6 protein-coding genes are annotated in these 7512 nt (G+C 37.7%); 4 read left to right on the plus strand and 2 right to left on the minus strand.

Annotation, left to right across the window (positions count from 1 at the left end):
- Positions 1 to 20 precede the first annotated feature (20 nt).
- The 4 genes from RWN13_RS08010 to RWN13_RS08025 all read left to right on the plus strand — a co-directional run bounded on the left by RWN13_RS08010 (position 21) and on the right by RWN13_RS08025 (position 4035).
- Positions 21 to 200, plus strand: coding sequence for a hypothetical protein (locus RWN13_RS08010; protein WP_314061988.1), 180 nt, complete (start codon positions 21 to 23; stop codon positions 198 to 200).
- Positions 201 to 368: 168 nt separating this feature from the next.
- On the plus strand, positions 369 to 677 hold the full coding sequence (locus tag RWN13_RS08015) for a hypothetical protein (protein ID WP_314061991.1): 309 nt from the start codon (positions 369 to 371) through the stop codon (positions 675 to 677).
- Positions 678 to 995: 318 nt separating this feature from the next.
- Positions 996 to 2261 carry an MFS transporter gene (locus tag RWN13_RS08020; protein WP_314061992.1) on the plus strand — a complete coding sequence of 422 codons (1266 nt, stop codon included), beginning with the start codon at positions 996 to 998 and terminating at the stop codon, positions 2259 to 2261.
- 148 nt (positions 2262 to 2409) lie between these two features.
- Positions 2410 to 4035, plus strand: a complete 1626-nt coding sequence (locus tag RWN13_RS08025; protein ID WP_314061994.1) for a PucR family transcriptional regulator ligand-binding domain-containing protein — start codon at positions 2410 to 2412, stop codon at positions 4033 to 4035.
- Positions 4036 to 4094: 59 nt separating this feature from the next.
- Here the strand turns inward: RWN13_RS08025 and allB are convergent, their stop codons facing one another.
- Positions 4095 to 5465 (minus strand): allantoinase AllB, encoded by a 1371-nt coding sequence (gene allB / locus RWN13_RS08030; protein WP_314061996.1) that lies wholly within the window; start codon positions 5463 to 5465, stop codon positions 4095 to 4097.
- A 63-nt stretch (positions 5466 to 5528) separates the two neighbouring features.
- Positions 5529 to 7022, minus strand: a complete 1494-nt coding sequence (locus RWN13_RS08035) for an allantoin permease (RefSeq protein ID WP_314061998.1) — start codon at positions 7020 to 7022, stop codon at positions 5529 to 5531.
- Positions 7023 to 7512: the final 490 nt, after the last annotated feature.

Raw genomic sequence — 7512 nt, forward strand, 5'->3', positions numbered from 1 at the left:
CCGTAATCAAAGAAAGTGTGGTGACAAATGTGCATATTTCGCCTGAACAATTCGCTTTAGCAGTTGTTTCTTCTTCCAGTAGCGCCCTTTCGATTTCAGAAAAGTTTGATCTATACACTAATGCGTATAAATTCGCACTTTCCAAAAATAAAAATCCTAAGAAAGATGAAGCAACTGAAAACCTAAAAGAATTAAACTAACAACCACTTACTCGCTAAACTTGCGGGTATTTTTTTTGGAATTTAACTCACAGGTCTCATTATTTTTTTGAATTAAGTTTAAATATAAAAATTAATCCAAAAAAAAAGCGTACCTAATGATATAGACTTTTGACCAAAGTCTAAATTCAGCATAGAGGAGGTGTTTTTATGTCTTGGGATGAAAATGTAAAAAATGAATACGAACATTATTTAATGGAATATCTTTATGCATCCATCTTTTATGATGGCAATAAAATTTATTTCGGCGAAAAGATTGGTTTTGAATTTGCTTCAGAAAATTACGCTGTAATTAATCACCCTGGGATTATTATGATAGCCAAGGAGGAAATTGCAGATAGTTTTTTCAATGACTATGTTGTATTCAAGAAAAAAGGGCAATTCCCAAAAAGAAACGATAATTGGTTTCCCTTGTTTCAGAATTTAGCCTATAGTTGCCCCGATCCTGATCAGAAATAGGTTAAACTTCGAATAGAGGTAATCCTTCATTAATGGGATTACCTCTATTTAAAGATTCTGTCAGCCATAAATAGCTCACTCTCTAGTCTTCGTCCCACACAATCATTGCAGATCACTACAAGACAGCAATTAAAAGCTAAATAGGCGTTGTTATATAACATGATTTGAATGATCATTCACTAAGAATGATTTTCTACACATCCTCTTCCGTCTCCGATTATACAGTTCTCTAAAAGAATAATTGCTTAATATCTTGTATATATAATGTTATTAAGATACAATTATATCAAAAATAACCGATATATTTAGGAGATCCCTATGACAAAATCCCACACAAATTTCGAATTAAAGAATTGGAAGAAAAACTTTTATCTCTTTTTAGGGGGGCAGTTTCTTTCAGGCATCACTAGTATGGTCGTTCAATATTCGATTGTCTGGTACCTAACTAAAGAAACAGGTTCTGCTACCATTCTCAGTTTTGCAACATTATTAGGCATGATCCCCATGGTTATCTTGAGCCCATTTGTTGGTCCTCTAATTGACCGATGGAACAAGAAAAAGCTACTGATTATAACGGACGTAATTGTTGCAGTTTTCGCAATTGTTTTATCAATTGCCGGAACTGTTTCGCCAAGTTTTCCTCTTTGGTTGGTCTTTATTTCACTCTTTGTCCGCTCGGTAGCACAAACTTTCCAAATGCCAACTATTCAGTCAATTATTCCAACTATGGTTCCTGATAGTGAATTAACAAAAGTGAATGGACAACTGGGGATGGTTCAATCTGCGAATTTTATTATTGCACCTGCATTAGGGGCCTTTCTTTTTGCTGTTATCCCCATGAATGTCTTGATACTTCTTGACGTCTTTGGCGCAATATTGGGCATTGGGATGCTCTTAATGGTTACAATTCCTCGACTTGTCTCTGAAGGTGAATCCGTTCATCTTTTAGCAGAAACACGATTTGGCTTAAAAAAGCTGACTGAAAATAAAGGGCTCTGGTATATCACCATCATTGGCGCGGCATTTACGCTAATCTTTATGCCTGCGGCTAGTTTATATCCTCTAATGACCATGGATTATTTTAACGGGTCTGTTAGCCAAGCAGGATTGATTGAAGTAGTTTATTCGGTTGGAATGCTTGCCGGTGGGGCCTTCATAGGGATTTTTGGCAAATGGAAGGATCGGATGAAACCAGTACTTGCTGCTTATTTGGTTCTTGGATTGACAATTGGTGGTAGTGGCTTGTTACCTGGAACTGACCGAGGTTTTACTTATTTCGTTATGTTAAATACGGTTGCTGGTTTCGCAACTCCCTATTTTAATACATTGCTGATGTCAATGATTCAGCAAAGTTACGACCCAAAAATTCTTGGCCGTGTCTTAGGGGTTCTAAATTCTCTACTGAGTATTACAGGGCCAGTCGGCTTGCTCTTTGCTGGGCCTCTGGCTGATAAAATTGGCGTTGAACTGTTATTTGTGATTGCCGGTGCTGGAACACTGATTTGTGGGTTAATCACATATATGATTCCTGCTGCTAGAAACTATGATAAAGAATTACAAAAGAGAGTCAATCAAGAGCTATAAATCAGTTTATTTCGACCCCTATAATAACCCTAGCTGACTGCAAGTCTCTGATCGCAGATTGGCTAGGGATTATTTTTTGTTCTTTTCCTTTCACATTGAGCCTATTTTTAGTAAAATGAACTTAATGGCGTTACGAAGGAGTTTTAATATGTCTACAATAAAAGAAATATTAGCAGTTCCCCGCTTTTCTGATTTAAATTTAATCAATAACGAGGCAGATTTAACTCGAATAGTTGACACGATTGAGATTTCAGAAACCCCCGATATGTCGGGTTATTTACCTCAAAACACCTTATTATTAACAACCGCTATGGCCTTTAAAGATAATCCTTTAGGTCTATGTGATCTAATTCGAGCTCTGAATAATTTACCCAGTGCTGGTATTGCCATTAAGTTAGGCCGTTTTATTAGTGAGTTGGACCCTCAAGTCATTGCAGTAGCTGATGAGTTAGGTTTTCCTATTATTCAAATTCCCGTGACCCGGACTCTCGGAGATATTTCCCATCAACTGTTATCTTATATTTGGGATAATCACACGGAATTAATGTATTTTGCCTTGGACATTCAACGGAAATTTTCAAATATGATGATGAAAGGAGCAACGGTAAGCTCCTTGATCAACCACTTAAGTTCTCTCATAAAAAGACCAATTTTTATTTTAAATCCTTTTGGTGAAATTCAAGCTACAAGCCGCGGTTTTAAAATTGAAGATTTATTAAGCCAAGACCAATTTCAGGAATTAAAAGAAGACATTCGCAACGTTCAAAGTTTGAGAAAAACTGAGTCAATCGTCAAAAAAATTAACAATAATCAGCAATTATTAGTGACGATTTATCCTGTTGGAAATAATCACTGTTTTCCTCATATGCTAGTTATTTTAAAATCGGATCAATTCCCCTATCCTTTTTCACAGTTGGCGATTGAACAAGCGATTAGCGTCCTGTCTTATACCATATATAAAGACCACTTGTTGATGATTAACGAAGCTGCCACAAAAAAAGAATTTTTCACTAAATTAACCGATAAAAACTTTGATGTTGACCCAGAAATTGATAATTGGATTGACTATGGAAAACCCTTTAACATTATTAAAAGTAATAGCTATCGCGCTGTGGTAGCTGAGATGACCATTCCTAAAAAATATGACTTTCACAGTGAAGAAATTGAGGAACTGATGTTTGAGTGGTTTTACACCGAGGCGAAAAAATATGCCAATAACACTATTTCATTTCCATTATCCAATCGACGACGTATTGGCTTACTCTTTCAAAAGCCTGAAAAAGATATTCAAGGAATGTTAATGGGCATCCATGAAACGATTAAAGACAGTTTGGGAATTTCTGTTAGTTTTGGTATTGGCAATCCTGTTTCAGAAGTCCACCTCTTTCGCTTTTCGTATTACGAGGCGGTTGAAAGTCTTCAAAGAGCGCATTCCAGAGATAACTCTCCACTTTACCTCTATGAAAATAAAGGCATTCGCAGTTTAGTTGAGCAAGTCGAAGCAGACGATATTCGTTATTTCTGTACCACTATCTTAAAAAGTTTAGCCTATCCCGATAATGAAAATGATTTAGAGTTACGGCGAACCTTAAACACTTATTTAAATAATCAATGTCGGATTACTGAAACTGCTGAAGAATTATTTATTCACCGTAATACAGTTAAGTATCGAATTACTAAATGTTCCCAATTATTTGGCAAGTCCATCGACGATCCTGACCTAAGTATTCAATTGAGAGTAGCCTTATTACTCTCCATGGAGAGTGAGGACTAATCTCGGCACTCAAAAAACCCCGTTGTTCTCTTGGTGACGAATAACGGGGTTTTTAAGGACTATTTTAAAATAAATTGACCGAAACGTTCTTGATTGACGCCCTTATCCTGAGAATAAATCGTTTCTCCACGCAAGATTGTATAGGCAATTTGTGCCCCAATTTCACGACCGATATAGGGACTTATTTGATTTTTGTATTCTAAATCCTCTGCTTTTAAGACGTAAGGCGCTTTTGGTTTAATGAGAACAAAATCAGCATCTTTCCCCACCGTGATACTTCCTTTATGATCTAAATCATAGCGTTTAGCCGGATTAGTTGCGATTATATTAGCAAAGGTCGTAAGTGGCATTTCTCGCTTTTGAACCCCTTCATCAAACAGAACATCCACATTGTTTTGAACACCGGAAATGCCTCCCCAGGCTTCAAATGCATTATCAGTTGCTTTCAAATCAGGTGTACATGGGGAGTGATCTGAGGTCACGAAATAAATTTCTTCTTTCATCACTTTTTCCCATAAACCATCCTGAGCTTTTTTATCCCGAATAGGCGGTGAACATTTAACGACTGGACCAATAGCATCCAATTCATCTGTTTCAAAATACAGATAATGAGTACAGGTTTCACAAGTCACATCAACGCCTGCTTGCCGAGCTTGTGTCACTTCGTCAACACCTTCAGGACAGGCCACATGGCAAATATGAATCCGACAGCCAGTTTCTTTGGCAAACAGAATTGCTCGTCTTATTGGTTCTACTTCTGTAAACACAGGACGGGTTGCCACATAATCTTTAAGAGTTGTTTTACCACTCCTGTAAGCAATCTCACCTAAACGGTCAGTGATGGCAGCATTTTCAGCATGTATCGCCAGTACCTTACCTGTCTTTGCGACTAATTTCATTCCTTCATATAAAGAGTAGTCATCGACATTCATAAAATCACCATCAATCGACCGATCGCCACAAGTTGCCATAAAGCATTTATAGGCAGCCACACCACCAGCATCTAGTTCTTCAATGCCATGCTTCTCCAAGTTGAAGGGCACCAAACCGCCAAAAGAAGCCACATCTACTGATAACTTATCTTTTCCCGCCTGATATTTAATCTCAAGACTTTCCTTGTCAACCGTTGCTGGCACCTGGTTTAAAGGCATTTCCATAAAACTTGTTACGCCGCCTTTAGCACAGGCCCTGGTCCCGCTTAAATACCCTTCCCACTCATCGCGGTAGCCACCACCAGGATCTGTAATATGCACGTGTGCGTCAACCATTCCCGGACTAACGATTAAGCCCTTTGCCTCTATTATTTCTTTGGCGTCACCTAAACCACTACCGATGGCCGCAATTTTGCCATCTTTGACTGCCACATCCGTTTCAATATGACTATTTTCTAAAATGACCAAACCGTTTTTGATAATTAAATCATAATTCATTTTGTTTCCTCCTCAGGATCTTTTATTCTGTATTGACGTCTTTTGTAGAAACAGATAAACAGCTTAGATTGTTTTTTTGCCGCGTTTTAAGACTAGATAAATAATCAAAGATAAACTAGCACCAATCAGCCAAGATAAGCTTGAAATGATTTTCAAACTGGGAATAAACTGACCTAACATTGAAATAATTAAAGCTACAATAGTCGCCACATAGGCTTCCTTGTTAATTCCCTTATATTGATTTGTCGAATTATCTACTGATGGATCCATGTACAACTGATCCAAGTCGATTTTTTGTTTATGAATAAAAAAATACTGAGCGATCATCACACCGGCAACTGGCCCCAAAACAGCTCCAATCATATTGAGAAATGCGAAAATACTATCTTGATTTTCCATTAATTTCCAAGGCATAATCAGGAAACTGATAACCGACGCGATGATTACTCCTTTACGATAATTAATTTTTTTCGGAAACAATGCTGACAACTGATAAGCTGCTGGAATGATATTACCTGTCGCATTCGTGGAGATCGTCGTCATTAACAAAACAATAACGGCTAAAGTCGCTGCTGGCAAACTGTCCCATTTATCAACAATATTCAGGACATTCCACTCTTGAACACCGTAATGAATAGATCCGCCAATTAAAATAGCCACACTTGAAAAAGCAAAGATTAAGTAACCAACTAAGAAACTAGCCGTTTGGCCAATGGTTTGAGCACGAGTTGACTTGGCATTTTGTGTGAAATCCGAAGCACTTGCCCCTGGCGCAGCCCAAACTGCTAAAACAGCATTAATAATCATTAAATATACCAAGGGGCCAGAATGTGTTTGAACCATGTTACCCGTTGGTGTAAAAGCTAAAATATTGCCAATACCGCCACCAACCTTAACAGCCCAAATGGCCATTCCTCCAAACACCACATAGATCAGTGGATTTAAAATGGCAGTAAATTTATTTAATACTCCACCACCACCAAATCCAATTCCCATATTAATCGCCCAAAAAATCGTAAAAGCAATGAGTCCGGGAAGGCCGATGCCAAAGAAATTAAAATTTCCACCTAAAGTTAAAAAACCTGGCCATATTTTCCCAACAAGAATTAATAAAGCTAATGAACCAGTAAAGTTCTGTAACCCAAACCAAGCAATTGCAGCCACACATCCTCTTAAAAATCCTGGAAGTTTGGCTCCGATATCGCCATAAGTTGAGCGCAAGTGCATGGCAAATGGAATGCCATAACGTGAACCGGCACGTCCGTTTAATACCATAAATGCCGCTACAACTAATGAACTGACAATAATTGCCAACATTACATTGAGTGGCGATAAGCCTAAAAATAGGAAGCCTCCTACTGCAGTATAGTTTGGAATATTATGAACGGAACCCATCCACAAAGTGAAATAGTTCGACGCCCCCATATTCCTCTTAGCTGCCGTCTTTGGCAGCACATCGTCATTATACCCTCTTGTTCTTAATCGTTCTACTTGTTCTTCTGTCACTTGAATGTCAGTCTCTTGTTCATGACGGCTGACAGTTTCATTGCTGACCATAAATACCCTCCTTGTTTAAAAGCTGGATTTAGCTTATTACTGCTTCACAAGTTTTCTGCCTACATCATCTTGATTGATTTGATTAACATAATCTTACTGAAAAATGATAGCCTGTCCTCAATAATTTCCAACCTTTCTGCTTATAGCATATTTCTAAGCCTCCAATTTTAGTTGATCCTTATCAGTTACTGATAGGATTATCATAGCGTTATCTAAAAGCGTTTTCATTGGTGAAAGTGACAAACTCTCATTTTTTTTTGTGCACATCGAATAAACACTAATAAAAAGACTGTCTTATTAAGCTTTCAGAATAAGAGGGGGCCTCAGATCAGTCCCTTTTTTTGCTACGGCGCAACTTAAGCGAGTTTTTTTCACAAACTAACACTAAAACATGCAACACTCCTCGAACAGAGTGTTGCATGTTTTTACTAATAAATTTAAGCCTTCATTCCCAATTTTTCTGCATATGCCGTAATAGCTTTTTCAAAAC

The sequence above is a fragment of the uncultured Vagococcus sp. genome (genome assembly GCF_963518325.1).
GTDB lineage: Bacteria > Bacillota > Bacilli > Lactobacillales > Vagococcaceae > Vagococcus_D.